This is a genomic window from Marinobacter flavimaris, assembly GCF_002933295.1.
GTDB lineage: Bacteria > Pseudomonadota > Gammaproteobacteria > Pseudomonadales > Oleiphilaceae > Marinobacter > Marinobacter flavimaris.
This window is the reverse complement of record NZ_PSSW01000001.1, coordinates 83,460-101,462: the sequence shown is the minus strand read 5'-3', so window position 1 is coordinate 101,462 and position 18,003 is coordinate 83,460. Positions and strand designations below refer to the sequence as shown.

Below are 18,003 nucleotides of genomic sequence, written 5' to 3'. Positions count from 1 at the left end.
AACGACCTATGGCCTCTGAAGACGAATACAACAACCCGGGCACGGCAAAGCCCGCGAAGATTCGGAAAGCGGCCTGCGGAATCCGCTTTGACGAAGACGAGCTGCAGGAGGGTATCGACTTTTCCGGCGCCGAAAAACTGAAACCTTCCGACCCGGAGCCGGAGTCAGCCGCCCCCGAAAAACACCGGAAGGCGAAGCGTCACCCGTAAGCCGCCAGTTTCTCCCGCTGCTGCCCCGATCACGCCATCGTGGGCCGCTACGATGTCTCTGGCAATGGCCAGGCCAAGCCCCCAGCCCGTGCCCCCGCGAGACTTGTCTGCGCGGAAGAACGGCTCGAAAAGCTGGCCGATCAGCTCATCCGGAACGCCCGGCCCCTCGTCATCAACCGTTAGCATCAACCAGTCATCGGCCACCGTCACGGCCAGATGAACAGCCCTGCCAGGTGGCGTGTGGTCGAGGGCATTCTGCAGGATGTTGTCGATGGCTCGCTGTAAAAGCCCTTCATCACCCAGCACCGACGCCCTTGAACTTTCCGGCGACACCACGAGTTTGCAGTCCACACCCTGGTGCTCGGCATAGTCCGCTGCATCCTTGAGGACCTGATTGATCACATGCACCAGCCGGAGGGGCTCGCGCTCGATATCGCCGCCGGCTTCGGTAACCCGGTATAACGTCAGTATCTGACCGGTCATGGTTTCAAGCCGTTCGTTCTGGCGCAGAATGCTGGCCATCAGCTCTTCATCTGCACCGGCCTCGTTTGCCAGCTCAATGGCGATACGCTGGCGGGTGAGCGGCGTTCGCAAATCGTGGGAAATATCCCGAAGCAGATGTTTCTGGCGTTCCAGCAGACTGCAGAGCTGTTCGGTCATGGCATTGAAAGCCGTGGCCAGTTGCCCCACCTCATCCCGGCGTTGGGCGATCTTTTCGCTGACTCTCAGAGAATTATCACCGGCCGCAATCGCCTGGGCGGTGCTTTCCATGTGTTTCAACGGTCGCGATACCAGGCGGGCGATCCACCAGCACGCCAGTGAAATCATCAGCAGGGCCAGCCCGAGCTCGATGGCCCTGAAGAATCTCGGGTTGAGCCAGCCGGCGCCCTGCACCCGTGGCCAGGCCACCAACCGGTAACCGCCGCCAACGTCCAGTACCGCGGGTTTCTGCGGGTACCAGCCGGATTTCATGCGGTCGCGGATGAACGAGGGCAGCTTGCCATCGTTTTCATCCTGTTCGAGCAACACCAGAAACAGTTCAAGACGCTCGCCTTCATCCCGCAGAAAGCGCCACGCTTCGCCACGGTTACCAGCCTCACGGATTGCGATGGCTTCTTCCGCCAGATCCCTCAGACCTGCCTGGCGCTCAATCACTTCCCGCTCCCGGTCCAGAAGCATCCCGGTTGCAAGGCTACTGGCCACCACGGTGACCGCCATGGCCAGCCAGATCGACAGGAAGATCCGCCAAAACAGAGGGAACATGGGCCGCTGTTTCATTCTGGCACCCGATAGCTGTACCCCAGCCCCCTAACGGTTTCGATACGGGGCGGGTCGTCGTTGCCCAGTTTTTTGCGAAGGTTACTGATGTGCATATCAAGGGTGCGGTCGTAAGCTTCAAGGCGCCGGCCCAGCGCCCATTGCATGAGATCGGTTTTGCGGACCACGCTGCCTGCATGTACCAGAAGAACCTGCAGAACCTCGTACTCGGTGGCGGTCAGCTCCATCGCCACATCATTCTGGTAAATTCGGCGATGGCCCGGCTCGACACGGAGGTCGCCATAGGTCCGGGCCGCATTGACTTCGGTTTTCTGGTCCCAGGCAATCCGCCGCAACAACGCCTGCAAGCGCGCCACCAGCTCCCGTGGATTGCAGGGTTTGGGAATATAGTCATCGGCACCGACTTCAAATCCCACGATCCTGTCAGTTTCATCACCCCGGGCCGTCAGCAGCACAACCGGCAGGTGAGTCTCTGCCCTCAACTCCCGCAACACCTCAAGGCCACTGATGTCCGGCAGCATGATGTCGAGCACGACGATATCGCAGTCCTGACCAAGAGCCAGGGCCAGCCCGTCCCGACCGTTTGCCGCCTCGCGCACGGTAAACCCCTGATTGGTCAGGTAGCGGGCAAGCAGTTCCCGCAATTCATCATCATCCTCAACCAGTAGAACCCTGTTCTGCATACCGACTATCCACCCTCTGGGCTGACCAACATTTCTGTTTGCAGTCTAACACGCTCCTCACAAGCCGCTGATTCAGGGAGATTTCCTTTGCAGAACCTTTACAAACCACTGACGCTCGTTGACGAAAGACACCGGTACTATGGCAACCGTGAACTCAACCACTGTCAACACAGTCAATATCGGAGAAAACCTTATGAAAAGCCGTACACGTTCGTTTCTGGCAACCGGCGCTCTCGTGTCTGCTCTGTTCATGGCCAGCCCATACCTCATGGCTGACGAGCATCACAAGAAACATCATGGCGACCGAAAGGACATCGCAGAAATGTGCGAAGACTTCAAAGCAGGCAAGGGCCGCTTTGATAAACAAGAGCGCCGCGAAAAAATGCAAGAGCATCAAGCAGAACTGGCTGACCGCCTGAAGCTTGATGATGAGCAACGCGAAATCTGGAAACAAATCCACGACGAGCGTCGGGAGAAGCATGAGAAGCGTGCCGCGAAGTTTCATGAGAAACTGGAAAAGCGCTGCGCCGAACAGGAAGGGTGATCAAAAGCCGGGTTCTGACGTATGGTAACGGGTAGATCAAGGAGTACTACCCGACCATGCCAGAATCCGCGCTGTCCGACCTCACCCTGGAGACCTGCACCAGCATTGCCGATATCGACCGGAATGACTGGCGCAGGCTGGCTGGACTCAGCAACCCGTTCCTCCGCTATGAATTTTTCCAGGCGCTCGAGACTTCAAAATGCACGACGGAGGTGACCGGCTGGGCTCCAAGTCACCTGGTTTTCCGGAAAGCTGGCAGAGTCGTTGGCATTGCGCCGGCTTTCCTTAAAAACCACTCCATGGGCGAATATGTTTTCGACTGGGCCTGGGCCGATGCCTATCAACGCCATGGTCTTGATTACTATCCGAAACTGTTGATCGCCATACCCTTCACACCCTCTGCGGGTCCCCGACTTTTGCTGGAACCGGAGCTACGACAACAGCTGACGCCAGAGCAGATTCATGGCCTCCTGGACACCCTGACCGAGAAACTCGGCGCTCACTCCTGGCACCTCCTGTTTCCCGACAGCAACGACCAAAAACTGCTCCAACATGACCACGAGTTGCATCGACTCGGATGCCAGTTCCACTGGCACAACCACGGTTACCAGAACTTCGAGGATTTTCTGGCAGCGCTTAATTCCCGCAAGCGCAAGTCCATCCGCAAGGAGCGCCGGCAGGTGGCAGAGCAAGGCATTTCATTTGCCCGCTTTCACGGCCGAGACATTTCCGACCATGTCCTTTCCGCCTTCTACGTGTTCTACCAGGCAACCTACCTGAAGCGCGGCCAGCGCCCATACCTGAACAAGCAGTTCTTTGAATGGCTTCTGGAACAGCTACCGGAGCATGTGCACATCGTTATGGCGGTCCGCGAAGGCGAGATGATTGCCGGCGCCCTGTTCCTGGCCGGCGAAGACACTCTTTACGGCCGCTACTGGGGATGCCTTGATGAATACAATCACCTGCACTTCGAAACCTGTTATTACCAGGGCATCGAGCTGGCCATGGACCTGGGGCTGAGCCATATCGACGCCGGCGCCCAGGGTGAACACAAACTGGTACGTGGCTTTGAGCCGGTAATTACCCATTCATGGCATGGAATTCGGCACCCCGGCTTCCGCGAGGCCATCGAGAACTTCACCCACGAAGAAGCGGAACACGTCCTCGGTTATTTCGAAGACGCCAAATCCGTTCTGCCCTTCCGTCAGCAGGAGCAGGATTAGCTTCTATACTGAATTACCATACAGGATTTGCGCGGGGGTCAGAGATTATGGATACAGACCCAATATGGAACATATTATCGGCAGATAGTCTGCCGCTTCTGCTTTCGGTGGGGGCCTTCGGGCTGGCACTCATTGCTCTGTTTATCGGATCAGGGGCTCGACGCCGTAGCCAGGACCAGCTAGCAGCATTACGGGAACGTTCCGATACGCTGTGGCGGGAAGTGGACGACATACGGGTCGCGCAATTCAACCGTCCCGGCGAGGCAGGCAACGGCGTGTCAGGCTCACCGGTGGAGGAAGCCCGCTACCACACAGAAGTGGAAGCCTACAGCAAGATCTGGCCCCAGATATGGCACCTCCATGAACGCCTGGGCATGTTCCTGAGGGCTGTTGAAGCGGGTGAGGCCGCGGGCGAACTCCGTCTGGAAGCTCGCAATGCGGCCCTGGAGGCCCGAGAGCTGCTTAACCGGAACCGCCCCTTCTGCACAGAGTCCGTCGATGAACTGGTTACCCGGCTGATTGATGCCGAGATCAAGGCGCACCTTGCGGCCTGCCAGTATCTGGACCTGCTAAAAGATGTCCCCAGTGACTCATCCAATCACGACCGCCGGGTCTTGCAGGACAAATGCCACAGCCTGCACGAGGGCGAAGCCCGGGAGCTGATGAACCAGTTGGTCTCGTCCATTCGGCACCGGGCGATTCGCAGTAACTAGGGAGCGCCTGTTCAGCTGTTGGCGATACGGAAACCGACTTTCATTACGACCTGATAATGGCCCACCTTGCCATCAACGATATGGCCGCGGGTTTCGGTTACCTCAAACCACTCCATGTTGCGAACGCTTTTACCACATTCCTCAAGTGCATTCTCGATGGCGTCTTCAATGCTTTTCTTGGAAGACCCGACAATTTCCACTTTTTTATACACGTGATGGTCAGACATTAAAGCCTCCTGGGAGTTGCGATTTGTATTTCTGAGCCTAGAAGACAAGCGTCCTCACGGCAAACCACAGCCCGGTACAAGCCTCATCCGCCAACCCACGGCTGGCGTATCTGTCCCCTATAATCCAGGTAGTCGTGCGGAACTTTCTGTGCCTCAGAGGGTCCCGTCTACCCCACGCTTCGGACTGAGTTCATGAAACGATTTTTCAGATACACCGGCTGGTTCTTCGGCGCCGTGCTCCTGCTGCTGGCTGGCCCGATTCTGCTTGCCACCAGTGGCAGCCTGCAGGGAGCCGAGAGCTGGCAAACAGCCACCCGGGAAAGCGCCCGGATTGCCCCTCTGCCAGAACAGGCCGAGGAAGCCATCGTTCAGGTATATGGCGCCCGGGCCTGGAGTTGGCGAGGTTACTTTGCTGTCCATACCTGGATAGCCACCAAGGAAAAAGGGGCCAGCCATTATCGGGTTCATGAAGTGACCGGCTGGCGCAGCTACGTGGTCAATTCCCGGCCCGGTGAGCCCGACAGACACTGGTACGGTGCAAAGCCGAACCTCTATGCCGATATCCGCGGCGAAGAAGCCGAAAAGCTGATTCCCGACATCTACCAGGCAGTGGCGTCCTACCCCTACCCGACCGAATACGAAGCCTGGCCCGGCCCCAACAGCAACACTTTCGTGGCCTGGGTAATCAGGGAGGTTGAGGGTCTCGATGTGGCTCTGCCGAACCACGCGATCGGCAAGGACTACCTCGGCGACCGTATTATCGCAGAGGTTCCGGGTGGCGCGGGTTATCAGGTCTCGCTGGGCGGGTATTTTGGCGTATTGGCAGGCATTCGCGAGGGACTGGAATTGAACCTTCTAGGCCTCTCTTTCGGTATTAACCCGTTGGCGTTGGGGGTAAAACTACCCGGCATTGGAGAGCTGGCCCTGATAAATACCAATCCAATGACCAAGCCCTCCATGGAGTAAACAGACGGCCCGGCCGGGGGCAAGGCTCCCAAAAAACGCTGTGAATACGTCCGTGTACGCTTGGCTCCGCCATCCCTGGCTCCGCACATTTTTGGGAGCCTTGCCCCCGACCGGACCTGCCTCGGAGTCAATCCCTACAAGCTGGCAAACTCCAGATACCGGCTCGCCGCCTGCTTCTTCTCATCCTGGCTGTTCAGCATCTCCAAGCGCATCTTGTCGATCAGTTTCAGGTAATCGACGATGGGAGATTCCGGCTTACCGGAATCCTTTGACTCTTCGATAAATGCCTTCTGCTTCTCGCGGATTTCATTGAGCTTCTCAAGCGCGGAGCGGATCGCTTCCACCCGGGCCTCAACCAGACCGTTACCACCGCGATCCGGCGAGCCACTGTCGCGACTCAGTACCGTCTCGGCGGCCGGCGCGTCGGCGGTGTTCTGCTCGGCAAGATCAATTTCTTCCAGGGTGCGAACCTCACCGTCGGTCGTCAGATAGATTCCCGAACCCTTGATCTGGCCCAGCGGCACACCCTGACTGTTGGCCAGCGTGAAGCGGTCTTCTACATTGTCCACATAAAGCGCCTGAACGCCGACTTCTGAGAGAGATTTCAGAGCCTGTGAGCCGTCTGCGGCCTGGACCCACACGGACAACGACGCGAAGATCTCATCGTTGGCGTCAATCCAGCGGTTACCGTCGTCATCAAAACTGGCCAGCTCGCCAAAGCCGGAGCCGCTCCGGGGACCAAACAGTTCGGAGCCGTCGTCCACCTTGCCGTTGCCATTTCGGTCCAGCACCAGGTAGCCGCTACCGCTGCCCAGGGTGGCAAACTGCCCGGTTTCACCGTTACCGTTCAGGTCGAACTCGAAGAGGGTATCGGTCAGGCGGGCTGTGGCAGAGCCGAAGTTGATCACCAGAGGGTCGGTGAGTGGCCGTTCCTGAATCTGCACCAGTTCCGAGTACTCGTAGGTCCGGGACTGGGACTCTCGCAGTGACAGGGTGAAGTCGATGGTCTCACCATTCTCCAATGCGATGGTGCCAGTGGAGGCAAAGCTTCTGGATTCGCTCTCCGAGTAAAACATATAGCGTCCGGCAGAAACCGAGACACTGCCCCGACCCTCAACACCCGCATCACCACCGAGCGCGGCACGGCTAACGCTCAGTGCCTGCTGGCCCATCAGAAACAACTCTGAGGTTTTCTCGGCAAGCTGCGCACTGGTAAAGACGCTCTGCTGACCACCATCCGTCACGGTGCTGCTGCCGCTGAAGGCGAGCTGCTCCTGGCTGCTGTAACGATAGGCAGCCTGGCGCATGAGCGTTAACTCTGAGCCAACCGCGTTCTCATTGGCCTGCGGCGCAGCGGCAGATTGCCGGTTGATGCGAAGCTGCGTGCTGTCGAAAGCCGATACCTGGCGGGAACTGTCCTGGAAAAGCGAAATCTGGCTGGAGGAAATCATGGCTTTGGGCACCTGTAATTACTACACAGGCATATCGGCCGCAGACCCCCGGACTTGAGCACTTTTTAATCACTTCAGATTCGAGAGGTTAGGCCAGAAACCGCACGATTCCGGCAGCGGCAATCCCGGCGGCAATGGCCGGGAGAGGTTTACGCAACGCCAGCATGGTAACCGCCGTCGTGGTCAGGGCCGCCAGCGCACCAGCGTCCCCCGTCACGGCCATGGGCACAATGATGGCAATCAGGACCGAGCTGGCCATGGTGTTGATAAAGCTCTCGATACGAGGATTGATCTTCACGAACGACATGATGAACACGCCGCCAAAACGGGTTACCAGTGTAACGGCGGTCATGATCGCAATCAGGAACAGAATACCGGCTGTGGTGGTCTCAACGGTCATGGGTGCTGTCCTCCGCGTCAGAAGCGGGCGCAGGCTTTCGCTCGAGCCAGAAGAACCCGATCGCACCACCGGCGAGCGCGCCCACGACGACGTGGGTATTCGCCGGCAACCATTTCCAGGCCGCCAATGAAGCCAGCGCTGTAACGGTCCAGGCCACGAGCACTCTCGGGGATTTCTTGCCGCCCAGCGCCATGGCCAGCAGGAAACAGCCGAGAACCATGTCCAGGCCCAGGGATTTGGGATCCTGCAGAAGGCCACCAAAATAGACGCCCAGACCGGTCCCGATGATCCAGGCCAGCCAAAGAGCCAACCCGCCACCAAGGATAACCTCCAGGTTTCGTCGGCCACTCTGGTATTCCTGGGCCGAAACCGCCCAGTTGGCATCGGTCAGCAACAGCAAGAGACCATAGCGCTTGCCCGGCGAGACTTCTCTCAGCATCGGGTACAGCGAAGCGCCCATAAGCAGATGGCGGGAATTGATGGCAAAGACCACCGCGATCATCGGAAGTACAGATACCTCGGTGCCCCACATATCGACGGCGGCAAACTGGGAGGCGCCGGCAAACACCGTCGCACTCATCAGCACCGCCTGAAGCGGCTCAAGGCCTTTCTGGGTAGCTGCCAATCCAAAGGCAGCGCCAAACGCCACCACGAATAACGAGATGGGAAGCAGCCGGAAAAACTCCACCCGTACCCGGGCCGGCTGTAGCTGATAAGAATAGGAAGCGACAGACATCCGGGGAAACTAGGTCAGTTTCACCGATCCGCGTATAGGTAGTTTCCGCAGAAAGGGGCACATCTGCGACTAATGGACCAGATCCGCGCAACGCATGAGGGCATTTAACCTCATGATTGCCTCAAATGTTTACCGGGGAGGCGCCTGAAACCGGGGATGAGCCTTGTATCGGATAGTTCACTTCCGCATGTTGACGTTAACGTCAATTGCCGCTAGTTTGTTTTTCGTCCAGCCCCAAAAGGGCACTTTCGGTGGGCCACCCCCCAGCGGATATACCGGACACCTGAAATCGGAACGCCGGCCACAAGCCGGCAGACAAGAACAAGATACCCGCTCATGCCGAGATCCGGCCGGTGGGAGAGGATTTCACAATGCTATTCAGCCATCCCGAGTTCGATAATCACGAACATCTGTCCTTTTTCTGCGATCCCGAAACCGGCCTGAAGGCCATCGTTGCCATCCATAACACTTCCCGCGGCCCCGCATTGGGAGGCTGCCGAATGTTTCCCTATGCCTCCGATGAAGAGGCGGTTCGCGATGTCTTGCGGCTTTCGCGGGGCATGACCTACAAATCGGCCCTCGCCAACCTGGATCTGGGTGGCGGCAAGTCAGTGATTATTGGCGACCCGCGCAAACAGAAAACCGAAGCGCTGATGGAGGCCATGGGCCGCCATCTGGAAAGTCTTGGCGGGCAGTACATTGCGGCGGAAGACTCGGGCACCAGCGTACCCGACCTCAAGGTCATGGGCCGACACACCAGCCACGTTGCGGGAATTGCCTCGCGCACCGGCTTCGACGGCAACCCAAGCAACGGCGACCCGTCACCGGCGACAGCCTACGGCACCTTTATCGGCCTCAAAGCAGCAGTAAAACACAAACTTGGGCGCGACGACCTCAACGGTTTGAAGGTAGCCATTCAGGGCATCGGAAATGTCGGTTTCCGGTTGGCCAGACACCTGAAGGACGCCGGCGCTGATCTCTGGGTCTATGACATCCATGACGACAATATGCGGCGGGCCGTGGATCAGCTGGGAGCCAAGCCAGCGGCTGCCGAAGACATATTGTCACTGCCTGTGGACGTGGTAGCGCCCTGTGCCATGGGGGCAGTACTGAACGATGACAGCATTCCCCAACTGAAGGCCCGGATCGTCGCCGGCGCCGCCAACAATCTGCTGGAACACCCTGAGCACGATGCCATGCTGCGGGACCGGGGCGTTCTCTATGCACCGGACTTTGCCATCAATGCAGGTGGCATCATCGATGTGTTCTACGAGCGCGCCGGCGCCACACCGGAAACCGTTCGCGCCCACGTCGATACTATCGGCGATACCCTGACCGAAATCTTCAACCGTTCCGACCGCTCGGGGCGCCCCACCGGGGAGATTGCCAACGAGCTTGCCGAGGAACGGTTCAAAAAGCACATCGCCGGAGCCGGACAGGCGTCCGAGCGGTTGGCCCGCACCGGCTGAGCTGACACCGGCGCACCCCCAGGAAGCTGCGGATAGCTGCGGCTTCCCTCTTAAACCCTGATACAAAAACAAATACTTCGGGAGATAGTTATGTCCGTCACTTCTTCAGATTCCGCCGCTTATTCCGGGGCGCTTGAAGGTTCAAACGCCCAACGCGGGCTCTGGTCATCACGTCTGGCCTTTATTCTTGCCGCTACCGGCTCTGCCGTGGGCCTGGGCAATATCTGGAAATTTCCTTATGTCACCGGTGAGAACGGTGGCGGCGCCTTCGTGCTGGTGTATCTGCTGTGCATCGCGGTCGTCGGGATTCCTATCATGATGGCGGAAGTCATGATCGGTCGTCGCGGTGGCAGGAGCCCCGTCAAGAGTCTGAGCCTGATCGCCGAGCATGACCGACTCAAGCCGGCCTGGAAGCTGGTCGGTGCCATCGGCATTCTGGCGGGTTTTCTGATTCTGTCGTTCTACTCGGTCATCGGCGGCTGGGCCATTTCCTACGTAGGCACAACCGCCAGCGGCCAGCTTGCCGGGCAGTCTGCCGATGCCGTAGGCGCGATATTCTCGGGCCTTCTAAGCGATCCCACCAAACTGCTGGCCTGGCATACCCTGTTCATGGCTATGGTGATGGTTGTGGTAGTGCGAGGCGTTCGCTCGGGGCTTGAGCGGGCTGTCAGCATTCTCATGCCGGCCCTGTTCGTACTGCTGCTGATCGTGGTCGGCTATGCAATGACAACCGGGCACTTCGGGCAAGCCGCCGCATTCCTGTTCCAGCCCGATTTCTCCAAGCTCACAACATCCGGAATACTGGTCGCCCTGGGGCACGCGTTCTTCACCCTGAGCCTTGGTATGGCGGTCATGATGGCTTATGGCTCTTACCTGCCCAAGAACATTTCCATTGCCAAGACCTCGATCACCGTATCGGTCATCGACACCGGCGTGGCGCTGCTCGCAGGCCTGGCCATCTTCCCGATTGTGTTCGCCAACGGCCTTGAGCCGGGAGCGGGGCCGGGGCTGATCTTCCAGACCCTGCCGCTGGCCTTCGGCCAGATGCCCATGGGCTCCCTGTTCGGCACCCTGTTCTTTGTACTTCTGATCTTTGCCGCCTGGACGTCGGGGATTTCGCTGTTGGAGCCGATTGTGGAGTGGCTGGAAGAGCGTAAAGGCATGAACCGCACCGTCAGCACACTGGGCGCCGGTTTTGTCTGCTGGGGACTGGGCATTGCCTCGATTCTGTCCCTGAACCTCTGGTCCGACTTCGCACCGCTTGGCTTTGTCCCCATGCTGGAAGGCAAGACCATTTTCGACCTGCTGGACTTCTTCACCGCCAACATCATGCTGCCCCTGGGCGGACTGCTGGTGGCCCTGTTCGCGGGCTGGGTGATGTCACGTCAGGCCATGGAGCGTGAACTGGCACTGTCACCGGCCATGTTTAACCTGTGGCTGATCACCGTGCGTTTCATCACGCCGGTTGCCGTGGCAGTGGTGTTTATCTACAACCTGATGTAACCCACCGCTAAAGCTGATCGAGGGAGGCCTTCAGGGTCTCCCCGATCCTCGCGTTCAACTTCAAATCTACCAGATCTTCAGCCCGCGTCCGCCCCAGGTTCAGGGTGGCAATGGGCTTGTTCCATTCGTTGGCGTACCGGCAGAAACGGAACCCGGAATACACCATCAACGACGAACCGATTACCAAGAGGCCATCACTGGCCTTCAGCGTATCCAGGGCCGAATACACCCGGTCTTTTGGAACATAGTCACCAAAGAACACCACATCCGGCTTCAGAATCCCTTCGCACTTCGGACAATCCGCCAGCCGGAAATCCTCGAAATCCACATCCAGATCGGCATCGCCATCCGGCGCTGTCTCGGCGGTGTATTTCTGGAACCCCGGGTTCAGATCGGCGCAACGGTCGTGCACCTCATCCCGCGGGCAACGGTAGCCGCAACTCATGCACACCACCTCATCGGCCCGCCCGTGCAGGTCCGTCACCGCCCGGGTGCCTGCCTTCTGGTGCAACCGATCCACGTTCTGGGTAACCACCAGACTGCTGTGGTTGAGCAGTTCCAGGTCAGAGATGTAATGGTGGGAAGGATTGGGTCTGGCATTACGCATGACCGGCCAGCCAATCAGGCTCCGGCCCCAGTAGCGCTGGCGGGTGTAGACGTCTTCCATGAACGCCTTGTGCTGAACCGGCTGCTTGCGCTTCCAGGCGCCATCGCCGTCCCGGTAGTCCGGGATGCCCGAATCGGTACTGACCCCTGCGCCAGTCAGGATCAGCAAGCGAGGATGGCGCTGGATAAACTCCGCCAGCAACGCCCCGGCCTCCTCCGGCTCATGCAACACCGGCGGCTGCTCCGGCTCGGGCAGGCGCTGGCTGGAGCTGAAAGGTCGGCTGCGGTGCGTGGTTAAAGACATACAGGCTCCGGTTTCTCAGCCCGGCTTACGGGCCACATACACGGTGTTGAACGATTCCCTGTTCTGAAATGGATTGAAGAAGGATACGACATGGCAGGCCACATCGGTGAACACCTCGTTGAGAACGGCCATGAACTCGTCATCTTCGCCCTCGTTCGACCACATGGCAAACACCCCTCGGGGCTTCAGTTGTCGGGCCATCAGCCGCAGATTGTTGGCGGTGTAGAAGCTTGCACTGGAATCGTGCAGAAGCGCCCGGGGGGAATGGTCGATGTCCAAGAGGATGGCATCAAATTGTTTGCCGGGGCTCTCAGGATCAAAACCACCAACCTCAGGATCCGCAACCGCAAGGTCGAAGAAGCTGCCATGCACGTAACGGTTTCGCGGATCGCCGTTCAGGTCTTTTCCCAGAGGCACCAGCTCCTGCTGATGCCAGCCGATGACCGGTTCCAGGTATTCAACCACCAACAACTCGGCAACCCGCTCGTGCCTGAGCGCCGCCACCGCGGTGTAACCCAGGCCCAGGCCACCGACAACCACCCGGAGATCATCGCCCTCGGTTTCACCCAGCCCGATATCAGAGAGAGCCACTTCGGCATCCACGAACATGCTGGACATCAAGAATTCCTCGCCCAGCTTCACCTCGTAAATATCCCGGTCACCAATGGCCGGAATCCGGCGTCTGCGAAGCGTAATCTCACCAATCACCGAAGGCTGGCTGTCAATTTGCTCGAAAAGCAGTCCCATCTGTTCAGACCTTGCGAGTGGATTCATCAAGACAGGAACGCAGAATACTCCGCATCTTCTCCGAGCCCAGCTCGTTCATCAGTTCAATGTTTCTCTGCGGGATCCCATCCACATCGGGATAACTGTCAATCGCCGCTTCCAGACTGCCTTCCCGCAAAAGGTGCAGCATGGGAAATGGCGACCGATTGGTGTAGTTCTCCGCCGCATCGGGCTCGGTGCCCGCAAACCGGTAATCCGGGTGGAAACTGGCGATTTGGTAAACGCCTTCCATATCCAGATACGCCAGCAAACCATCAGCCGCATCAAGGAATTCATTGTAGGGCCCGAAGTCCTGCAATACACCCGGATGGATCAACAGCGAGGTTTCAATCTCCGGCTCATCTTCCAGACGCTGGAGCTCCGAATGCAGGGCCTGCAGCAGCTCGTCTTCCGTTTCGGCTTCAGAAACCACAAACCGTACCCGGTTCCGCACCAGTTCCCGTTTGGCGAACGGGCACAAGTTGTAGCCGACCACGACGTCTTCAACCCATTTGCGGGTAGCACTAATGACTTCAGTCTCGCCCATTTTTCCGTATCCGTTGTTTTGTTTGAGGCTCACTCACAGGTTAGAGCGGGCGTGTGGGACTGGCTTTCCTAAACTGTGCGGAGCCAGGGATGGCGGAGCCCAAGCGCCCCATGGATGGGCTGCAAGGAGCGTGTTTTGGAAAGCCAGTCCCACATGACCGCCTGCACCCAACCCTGAGCCTTAGAAGTACCCCTGGCTCCGAAGATAATCATCATAAGAGCCACTGAAATCAGTCACCCCATCAGCCTTAAGCTCAATAATTCGCGTAGCCAGCGAAGACACAAACTCCCGATCATGGCTGACGAAAATCAGTGTACCCGGATAGTTCTCCAGCGCCAGGTTCAATGCCTCGATGGACTCCATATCCAGGTGGTTCGTGGGCTCATCCATCAGCATCACATTGGGCTTCTGCAGAATCAGCTTGCCGAACAGCATCCTGCCCTGCTCGCCGCCCGAGATCACCCGCACCGATTTCCCGATATCGTCACCGGAGAACAGCATGCGGCCCAGAGTACCGCGCACCAGCTGTTCGCCACCCTTGGTCCACTGGGCCATCCAGTCGGTCAGGGTTTCATCCTCGGCAAAGTCCGCCGTGTGGTCCTGGGCGAAATACCCCACTTCCGCACTGTCGGTCCACTTCACCTCGCCACTGTCGGGCGTATAGGCCCCTGACATGCACTGCAGAAGCGTGGTTTTGCCGATGCCGTTGGGACCGATGATGGCGATTCGCTCGCCGGCTTCGACCTGCAGGTTCAGATTCTTGAACAGGGGCTTATCATCAAAGCCCTTGGTCATGTTTTTCAGGGTCACCGCCTGGCGGTGAAGTTTCTTGCCCTGTTCGAAACGGATAAACGGGCTCACCCGGCTTGACGGCTTCACCTCTTCCAGCTGGATCTTGTCGATCTGGCGGGCACGGGAGGTAGCCTGCTTGGCCTTGGAGGCGTTGGCCGAAAAGCGGCTGACGAACTGCTGCAGCTCGGCAATCTGCGCCTTTTTCTTGGCGTTGTCCGACAGCATACGCTCGCGGGCCTGGGTGGCGGCGGTCATGTATTCGTCGTAGTTGCCCGGGAACAAGCGCAGTTCGCCATAGTCCAGATCCGCCATGTGGGTGCACACGCTGTTCAGGAAGTGGCGGTCGTGGGAAATGATAATCATGGTGCTGTTACGGGCCACCAGTATGTTTTCCAGCCAGCGGATGGTGTTGATGTCCAGGTGGTTGGTGGGCTCGTCCAACAGCAACACATCGGGATCGGAGAACAGCGCCTGGGCCAGCAACACCCGCAGCTTCCAGCCCGGTGCCAGCGCGCTCATTGGGCCGTTGTGCTGTTCCAGCGGAATATCCAGGCCAAGCAACAGCTCGCCGGCGCGGGCATCGGCGGTATAGCCGTCCATTTCAGCGAACTGGACTTCCAGGTCCGCGACCGCCATCCCGTCTTCTTCGCTCATCTCGGGCAGGGAATAGATCCGATCACGCTCTTTCTTGACGTTCCAGAGTTCCTCATGGCCCATGATCACGGTATCGATCACAGAGCAATCCTCATAGGCAAACTGGTCCTGGCGCAGTTTACCCAGACGGACATTGGGCTCCAGCATGACCTGGCCGGCGGAGGGCTCGAGATCGCCACCCAGGATTTTCATCAGCGTGGACTTGCCACAGCCGTTGGCCCCGATCAGGCCATAGCGATTACCGTTACCAAATTTGGCGGAGACGTTTTCAAACAGGGGTTTAGCCCCGAATTGCATGGTGATATTGGCGGTGGAGATCAAGAAACAAACCTGTCGATGTGGGGCCGGGCGTGCGCCGGCGAAAAGAAAGCCGGCATTGTACAGGTTTGCCCGGTGGACTGTGAGGCCGCAGAAACACGGATAAAAAGGGCTTGCCTCTGACGAGCTCTGCGGGCAGCATTCCGGTTCTGATGTATACATTCATCCGACACAAGGACATTGATCATGGCACAGGCTACAGCGCGCCACATTCTGGTAGACAGCGAAGCGAAATGCGAAGAACTGAAAAAGGCGATTGAAGACGGACAGGACTTTGCCGAAGTGGCAAAGCAGCATTCCTCCTGCCCCTCCGGTCGCAACGGCGGAGATCTTGGCTCCTTTGGCCCGGGCCAGATGGTTCCCGAGTTCGACAAGGCGGTTTTCAACGGTGAAGTAAACACCGTTATCGGTCCGGTCAAGACCCAGTTTGGTTATCACCTGCTGGAAGTGACCAGCCGCAGCTGATGATTCCTGGTTCCATACCGGGACTGCAAACCACCGGCCGGCGGCTACCGCTGCTGGCCGGTGCCGCTTCTCTGCTCATCGCGCCTTTGCTGTTTGTCGGCGGGCCTGACTGGGCCTCGGGGCCACTCCTCAAATCGGCCTGGAACCTTGGCCACATCCTTCTGTTTGCACTACTCACTCTGGCGGTCAGACCCTGGCAGTGGTTGAGTGGCTGGCATCTCTGGCTCGCGGTTACCGTCGTCTTGCTGGTGCTCGGAATTGGTATCGAGTTGCTCCAGGGCGGACACAATCGCGACATGGATGGGCGGGACCTCCTGCGCAACCTGATTGGCAGTTGGCTCGTTATCGCATGGCGCCCCTTGCTTACATCAGAGCGGCGAAACTCTCTCGGCGAAGGCCTGGTGGCCGCATCCGTTGCGCTGCTACTGTGTTTTGAGCTGGGAGCTACCGGCATGGTGGCTGCCCGGCAATGGCAGGTACACCAACAACTTCCTCTGCTATACGATTTCACCCATCAGGATCCCGGCGCATTCTGGACCGGCAGGCTCACGGTCTCTGCCGACCACTCGCTGAATAATGCGCAGAGCCTGAAACTTGATCTGGGCACTGAAACCTACTCGGGGGTCTCACTCAACAATCTCCCGGCCGATTGGCGTGATTACGAGACACTGAGCATTACCCTGTTCAATCCCTCGACCGCTCCCCTGACGCTGACGCTTCGAATCAATGACGTAGCCCATGACCGCAGCGATCATGCCTACAACGACCGCTACAACACCCGCCTGACCCTGGGTCCTGGTGCCAATACCTTCACCCGGAAACTGGCCGACATCGAAAACGCTCCCGATGGCCGGTCCATGGATATGTCCCAAGTCAGAAGAATGGGGCTTTTTGCGGTTCGCCTGCCCGAGCCACGCACTGTTTATCTGTTGGATCTGAGACTGGACTAACCGAGCGTCCAGGGATTATCGGTTATCGGTTCGGCGCCAGCGTCGGTAACCAGAATCGTTTCACTACACCCAATGCCCCATTGCCCGGGAATACGCAAACAGATGGGCAGGTGGAAAACCATGCCCGGTCGGAATTCCACATTGCCACCCCTGGCGATGAAGCCCGAGCCCTCCACCCAGGATGGCGGGAACTGCGCGCCCACCGTGTAGCCAAATACCCCGGAGAAAAATACTTTTCCGGCCAATGGCTGAAGCGCCTTCTCGGCGTTCTGGGCGGCCTGGTCGAAAGTGACTCCCGGGCGGATCGACGTCAGCAGGGTATCCACAATCCGACGGCAGCCGTCATGGACCCGACGCATTTCAGCCGATGGCTCGCCACCAGCAACCACGGTCTGCATCATGGGTGCGGTGTAGCGGTTCCAGGCCGAGCCGAATTCGAGAAAAACAGGGTCGCCTTTCTGCACCACCGTACGTTTGTGATTGCAGTGGATCACGCTGCTGCGACGGCCGGTAACAACAATTGGCTGCATGCTCATGAATTCACTGCCGGCCGCCAGCAGCGCCCTCGCGCCTTCGGCGGCAATGTCATTATCAGTGACGCCCGGCTGGACCGCGGCCAAGGCCGCCCTGAAACCTTCGGCTGTTATCCGGGCGCTTTCACGCAGGCACCGGATTTCGGCATCGGACTTGACGATCCGGATCTGCTTCAACAGACCGCCGTTATTCAGAAATCTTACTCCGGGCATCCGAGCTTGCAGGCCTTCCAGCACGCCCTGGCGCAGAGAGCCATGCCAGGCATCAATACCCACGGTCTCCACGCCGTCGTTCAGGGCCTGAACCAGTGGTTCCAATACCTCGCCGATGCCTTCCCACCGGTATCCGCTGACCCGGGCGACCCGGGTTGTCATCATCGCAGGCCCCATCTCGATGGACGGCACCTGCAAAAGCAGGTCCTCCTGGGTAACCACCAGGGCCACGTGAACGGATACTTCAAAAGTGCTATAGCCGGTCAGGTAAAAAATATCCGAAGGATCGGTCAACAGCAGGGCGCCAAAATCCTCCCGGGCCATCCCATTCCGGACACGAGCAAGACGCTCGTCGAACTCCTGCTCCGGAAACGGACACTCCAGCCCCCTCAGTTGTGAGGACAAGGCTTCCTGATAGGCATTGAAATCCATAACGACACTCCTCACTCGCATA

At 58.6% G+C, this 18,003-nt stretch carries 20 protein-coding genes; 9 read left to right on the top strand and 11 right to left on the bottom strand.

The window, feature by feature from the left end; all coding sequences use genetic code 11:
- Positions 1-8 precede the first annotated feature (8 nt).
- A complete protein-coding gene (locus tag MDHKLMBL_RS00510; protein ID WP_008173944.1) occupies positions 9-209 on the top strand; it encodes a hypothetical protein in 201 nt (66 codons plus the stop codon).
- Here the strand turns inward: MDHKLMBL_RS00510 and MDHKLMBL_RS00505 are convergent.
- Together MDHKLMBL_RS00505 and MDHKLMBL_RS00500 are read right to left on the bottom strand one after the other, a co-directional pair.
- Positions 165-1,487, bottom strand: coding sequence for a sensor histidine kinase (locus tag MDHKLMBL_RS00505; protein ID WP_104269874.1), 1,323 nt, complete (start codon positions 1,485-1,487; stop codon positions 165-167). The two genes, MDHKLMBL_RS00510 and MDHKLMBL_RS00505, sit on opposite strands and share 45 nt — an antisense overlap.
- Positions 1,484-2,170 (bottom strand): response regulator transcription factor, encoded by a 687-nt coding sequence (locus MDHKLMBL_RS00500; protein ID WP_104269873.1) that lies wholly within the window; start codon positions 2,168-2,170, stop codon positions 1,484-1,486. Before MDHKLMBL_RS00500 ends, MDHKLMBL_RS00505 begins: the two co-directional genes overlap by 4 nt.
- A gap of 139 nt (positions 2,171-2,309) precedes the next feature.
- Between MDHKLMBL_RS00500 and MDHKLMBL_RS00495 the strand changes: the two genes are divergently transcribed.
- From MDHKLMBL_RS00495 to MDHKLMBL_RS00485, 3 genes are read left to right on the top strand one after another with little or no spacing between them, the layout of a single operon-like run.
- Positions 2,310-2,714, top strand: a complete 405-nt coding sequence (locus MDHKLMBL_RS00495) for a hypothetical protein (protein WP_104269872.1) — start codon at positions 2,310-2,312, stop codon at positions 2,712-2,714.
- A 56-nt stretch (positions 2,715-2,770) separates the two neighbouring features.
- On the top strand, positions 2,771-3,937 hold the full coding sequence (locus MDHKLMBL_RS00490) for a GNAT family N-acetyltransferase (RefSeq protein WP_104269871.1): 1,167 nt from the start codon (positions 2,771-2,773) through the stop codon (positions 3,935-3,937).
- 47 nt (positions 3,938-3,984) lie between these two features.
- A complete protein-coding gene (locus MDHKLMBL_RS00485) occupies positions 3,985-4,650 on the top strand; it encodes a hypothetical protein (protein WP_104269870.1) in 666 nt (221 codons plus the stop codon).
- Between the two features lie 11 nt (positions 4,651-4,661).
- On the opposite strand, the gene MDHKLMBL_RS00480 is transcribed toward MDHKLMBL_RS00485, so the two are convergent.
- Positions 4,662-4,877 carry a dodecin gene (locus MDHKLMBL_RS00480; protein ID WP_008173934.1) on the bottom strand — a complete coding sequence of 72 codons (216 nt, stop codon included), beginning with the start codon at positions 4,875-4,877 and terminating at the stop codon, positions 4,662-4,664.
- Between the two features lie 192 nt (positions 4,878-5,069).
- Between MDHKLMBL_RS00480 and MDHKLMBL_RS00475 the strand changes: the two genes are divergently transcribed.
- Entirely contained in the window at positions 5,070-5,843 is a 774-nt protein-coding gene (locus MDHKLMBL_RS00475; RefSeq protein ID WP_104269869.1) for a DUF3750 domain-containing protein, read from the top strand.
- A gap of 134 nt (positions 5,844-5,977) precedes the next feature.
- Here the strand turns inward: MDHKLMBL_RS00475 and MDHKLMBL_RS00470 are convergent, their stop codons facing one another.
- The 3 genes from MDHKLMBL_RS00470 to MDHKLMBL_RS00460 all read right to left on the bottom strand — a co-directional run bounded on the left by MDHKLMBL_RS00470 (position 5,978) and on the right by MDHKLMBL_RS00460 (position 8,430).
- Positions 5,978-7,294, bottom strand: coding sequence for an SPM autocatalytic domain-containing protein (locus tag MDHKLMBL_RS00470; RefSeq protein WP_104269868.1), 1,317 nt, complete (start codon positions 7,292-7,294; stop codon positions 5,978-5,980).
- Between the two features lie 88 nt (positions 7,295-7,382).
- Positions 7,383-7,694, bottom strand: coding sequence for an AzlD family protein (locus MDHKLMBL_RS00465; protein WP_008173928.1), 312 nt, complete (start codon positions 7,692-7,694; stop codon positions 7,383-7,385).
- Positions 7,684-8,430, bottom strand: a complete 747-nt coding sequence (locus MDHKLMBL_RS00460) for an AzlC family ABC transporter permease (RefSeq protein WP_104269867.1) — start codon at positions 8,428-8,430, stop codon at positions 7,684-7,686. Before MDHKLMBL_RS00460 ends, MDHKLMBL_RS00465 begins: the two co-directional genes overlap by 11 nt.
- Before the next feature lie 371 nt (positions 8,431-8,801).
- Between MDHKLMBL_RS00460 and MDHKLMBL_RS00455 the strand changes: the two genes are divergently transcribed.
- Both MDHKLMBL_RS00455 and MDHKLMBL_RS00450 read left to right on the top strand, forming a co-directional pair.
- A complete protein-coding gene (locus MDHKLMBL_RS00455; protein ID WP_104269866.1) occupies positions 8,802-9,899 on the top strand; it encodes a Glu/Leu/Phe/Val family dehydrogenase in 1,098 nt (365 codons plus the stop codon).
- A gap of 90 nt (positions 9,900-9,989) precedes the next feature.
- Positions 9,990-11,402 carry a sodium-dependent transporter gene (locus MDHKLMBL_RS00450; RefSeq protein ID WP_104269865.1) on the top strand — a complete coding sequence of 471 codons (1,413 nt, stop codon included), beginning with the start codon at positions 9,990-9,992 and terminating at the stop codon, positions 11,400-11,402.
- Positions 11,403-11,409: 7 nt separating this feature from the next.
- Here the strand turns inward: MDHKLMBL_RS00450 and MDHKLMBL_RS00445 are convergent, their stop codons facing one another.
- From MDHKLMBL_RS00445 to MDHKLMBL_RS00430, 4 genes are all read right to left on the bottom strand, one after another.
- On the bottom strand, positions 11,410-12,312 hold the full coding sequence (locus MDHKLMBL_RS00445) for an NAD-dependent protein deacetylase (RefSeq protein ID WP_014577903.1): 903 nt from the start codon (positions 12,310-12,312) through the stop codon (positions 11,410-11,412).
- A 15-nt stretch (positions 12,313-12,327) separates the two neighbouring features.
- A complete protein-coding gene (locus tag MDHKLMBL_RS00440; protein ID WP_104269864.1) occupies positions 12,328-13,059 on the bottom strand; it encodes a polyamine aminopropyltransferase in 732 nt (243 codons plus the stop codon).
- A gap of 4 nt (positions 13,060-13,063) precedes the next feature.
- A complete protein-coding gene (locus MDHKLMBL_RS00435) occupies positions 13,064-13,624 on the bottom strand; it encodes a DUF1415 domain-containing protein (RefSeq protein WP_104269863.1) in 561 nt (186 codons plus the stop codon).
- A gap of 180 nt (positions 13,625-13,804) precedes the next feature.
- Positions 13,805-15,391 carry an ABC-F family ATPase gene (locus MDHKLMBL_RS00430; RefSeq protein WP_008173914.1) on the bottom strand — a complete coding sequence of 529 codons (1,587 nt, stop codon included), beginning with the start codon at positions 15,389-15,391 and terminating at the stop codon, positions 13,805-13,807.
- A 183-nt stretch (positions 15,392-15,574) separates the two neighbouring features.
- Here MDHKLMBL_RS00430 and MDHKLMBL_RS00425 point away from each other — a divergent pair, with 183 nt between their 5' ends.
- Positions 15,575-15,853, top strand: coding sequence for a peptidylprolyl isomerase (locus MDHKLMBL_RS00425; RefSeq protein WP_104269862.1), 279 nt, complete (start codon positions 15,575-15,577; stop codon positions 15,851-15,853).
- Positions 15,853-16,803: a succinyl-CoA synthetase subunit beta gene (locus MDHKLMBL_RS00420; protein WP_104269861.1), complete on the top strand. Its 951-nt coding sequence runs from the start codon at positions 15,853-15,855 to the stop codon at positions 16,801-16,803. The genes MDHKLMBL_RS00425 and MDHKLMBL_RS00420 overlap by 1 nt, the downstream gene beginning before the upstream one ends.
- Here the strand turns inward: MDHKLMBL_RS00420 and MDHKLMBL_RS00415 are convergent.
- Positions 16,800-17,981 (bottom strand): M24 family metallopeptidase, encoded by a 1,182-nt coding sequence (locus MDHKLMBL_RS00415; RefSeq protein WP_104269860.1) that lies wholly within the window; start codon positions 17,979-17,981, stop codon positions 16,800-16,802. The two genes, MDHKLMBL_RS00420 and MDHKLMBL_RS00415, sit on opposite strands and share 4 nt — an antisense overlap.
- Between the last annotated feature and the right edge of the window lie 22 nt (positions 17,982-18,003).